The organism is Streptomyces sp. NPDC001781, assembly GCF_053596035.1.
Genome location: NZ_JBSFFI010000077.1, coordinates 1 through 2,485 on the forward strand (window position 1 = coordinate 1; position 2,485 = coordinate 2,485).

Sequence of the window (2,485 nt, forward strand, 5' to 3'; positions counted from 1 at the left end):
GACTGTGGCACGGCGCCACGACGTTCTTCACCCAGTCCGTCCCCGCGTTCTTCAAGATGCTGTGGGGCGGCATAGTCGACTACTTCAAGGCCGTGTTCGGCATCCACTCGCCGTCCACCGTGATGGCCGCGCTCGGCGGCCACCTCATGCACGGACTGCTCAACGGGATGCTGGCCGGAGTCGCCGGGCTGGTCTCCTTCCTCGGCGCCCACGTCGGGCAGCCGATCGTCCACTTCTTCACCCGGGTCATCCCGGACGCGGCCTCGGGGATGAAGGCCCGCGTGCTGGGGCTCTGGCGCAGCCAGGTGACCGGACTCCAGAACATCTGGGGCTCGCTCAAGCGGGGTGTGCTGGAACCCCTCGGCGGGTTCTTCACCCGCACGATCCCCGGCTGGGCGGGGAGTCTGAGGAACCGCGTGGTGGACCGCTGGTACGCCCTGCGGGACGGCGCCCGCAGTGCCTACAACTCGATGCGGGACCGGGTCTTCGGCCCGCTCGGCGGGTTCTTCACCAAGACGATCCCCGGGTGGGCGGGGAGCCTGAAATCCCGGGTGGCCGACCGGTGGGCGTCGCTGCGGGACAGCCTGACCGGCACGTACGGCTCGATAAAGAACCGTGTGCTCAACCCCCTCGGCAACCACTTCACCAAGACGATCCCCGGCTGGGCGCAGACCATGAAGGGCCGCGTCGTCGGGTTCTTCTCCTCCATGCGCGACGGGCTCGGCACCGCCTGGTCCGGTATCCGCAGCAAGACGCGCAGTCCCGTCAACTGGGTGCTGGACCACGTATGGAACCACGGTCTCTACAACGTCTGGGACCGCATCTCCGGGTGGATCGGCATAAAGAACAAGCTGGGCCGAATCAAACTGCTCGCGGCCGGCGGCACCACCGGAGGCAACGCGGGCGTCTACAACCAGCCGACCGCCATCGTCGGCGAGGGCAACCCGAGCCACCCGGAATTCGTCATCCCGACGGACCCGAAGTACCGGGCGCGGGCGCTGAACCTGTGGCGGGCCGCCGGCGCGCACTTCTACGAGTCCGGCGGCATCCTCGGCACCATCGGCCACGCGGTGTCCTCGGCGGCCGGGAAGGCGGTCAGCCTCGGCAAGGGCGCGCTGGGCTTCCTGGAAGACCCGGTCGGCAAGGCGACCAAGCTTCTCAAGGCGCCGCTGGAACTGCTCAAGCACCTGAAGGACGCGCCGTGGCAGCGCATGGTGGCCCGGTTCCCGGCGATGGCCGTGACCGGCCTCGTCCGCGCCGTGAAATCCGTCAAGGACAACCTGCTGTCCGGCGTCGGCCTCGGCCCGTCCGGCGGCAGCGGGGGGTCCGGGGTGAAGCGCTGGACCGGCGTCGTCCAGGCGATGCTCCGCGAGGTCGGCCAGCCGCTGTCGCTGACCGACATCACGCTGCGCCGCATGAACCAGGAGAGCGGCGGCAACCCCAACATCGTCAACCGGTGGGACTCCAACTGGCTCGCCGGCCACCCGTCGGTCGGCCTGATGCAGGTGATCGGGCCGACGTTCCAGCACTACGCCGGGAAGTACCGCAACGTCGGCCCGTTCATGTACGGCACGTCCGTCAACCCGGCCGCCAACGTCTACTCGTCCATGAAGTACGCACTGTCCGCGTACGGGTCGCTGTCCAGCGCGTACGGACGGGCCGGCGGGTACCGGCTGGGCACCATGGGCTCCGCGCCCGGCTGGCACTGGGTCGGCGAGGACGGGCCCGAGCTGGCCAAGCTGCCCGCCGGGACGAAGATCCGCAGCGCGCGGTCCTCCGCCCGGCAGGGCCCGGCCGCCGGGGCCGTCGTGCACCTGACGGTGGAGAACCACGGCGTGATCGCCTCCCGGCAGCAGGCCGAGGACTGGCTGGTCGGCTCGCTGGAGAGTCTGCGCGTCAAGCGCCGGCTGCCCAAGGCGCTGGGGGGTAGCGCCTGATGGCCATCGCCTTCCGCTCCGCGAGCGCCCGGCTGAAGTTCGACGTCGGCCAGTCCGCCGCCACGCCGCTCGTCCCGCTGCCGCCCGGCCACGTCGCCGGCGACTACCTGATGATGTTCGTCGTCACCGACGACAACACGAACCTGACCGCCACGCCGGCCGGATGGACCCGGGGCGCACAGGCCAGCGTCGCCCCGTCCGTGCAGACGCCCTACTACGCCCCGCCGATGGTCGGCTTCTACGCCCGCGTGGACAACGGCGCGCTGGGCAGCTCGGTGCCGCTGTCGTTCTCCCGCAGCACCTGGCCGGCCGGCGCACCGTGGGTGCTGGCGTGGACGGTCGCCTACAGCGGCGTGGAGATCACCAACCCCATCGAGACGTGGTGGTGGCAGGCCGCTCCCGGCACCGGCGCCACGCAGGCGCACCACTCCCTCACCACGACGACCGCCAACGACTGGCTGGTCCACGTCCGGGCCAGCTCCGCATACGCCCCTGCGACGTTCACCGACTCGGTGGGTACGGACGTCATGCGGGTGGACGACAGCGCC

2 protein-coding genes are annotated in these 2,485 nt (G+C 70.6%); both read left to right on the forward strand.

The features are described from left to right. Positions 1-1,937, forward strand: a 1,937-nt coding sequence (locus ACWCV3_RS28665) for a transglycosylase SLT domain-containing protein (protein WP_451230195.1), incomplete at its 5' end; no start/stop codon positions are given. Next, the coding region (locus ACWCV3_RS28670; RefSeq protein ID WP_451230199.1) for a hypothetical protein at positions 1,937-2,485 on the forward strand (549 nt) is incomplete at its 3' end. The genes ACWCV3_RS28665 and ACWCV3_RS28670, both read left to right, overlap by 1 nt.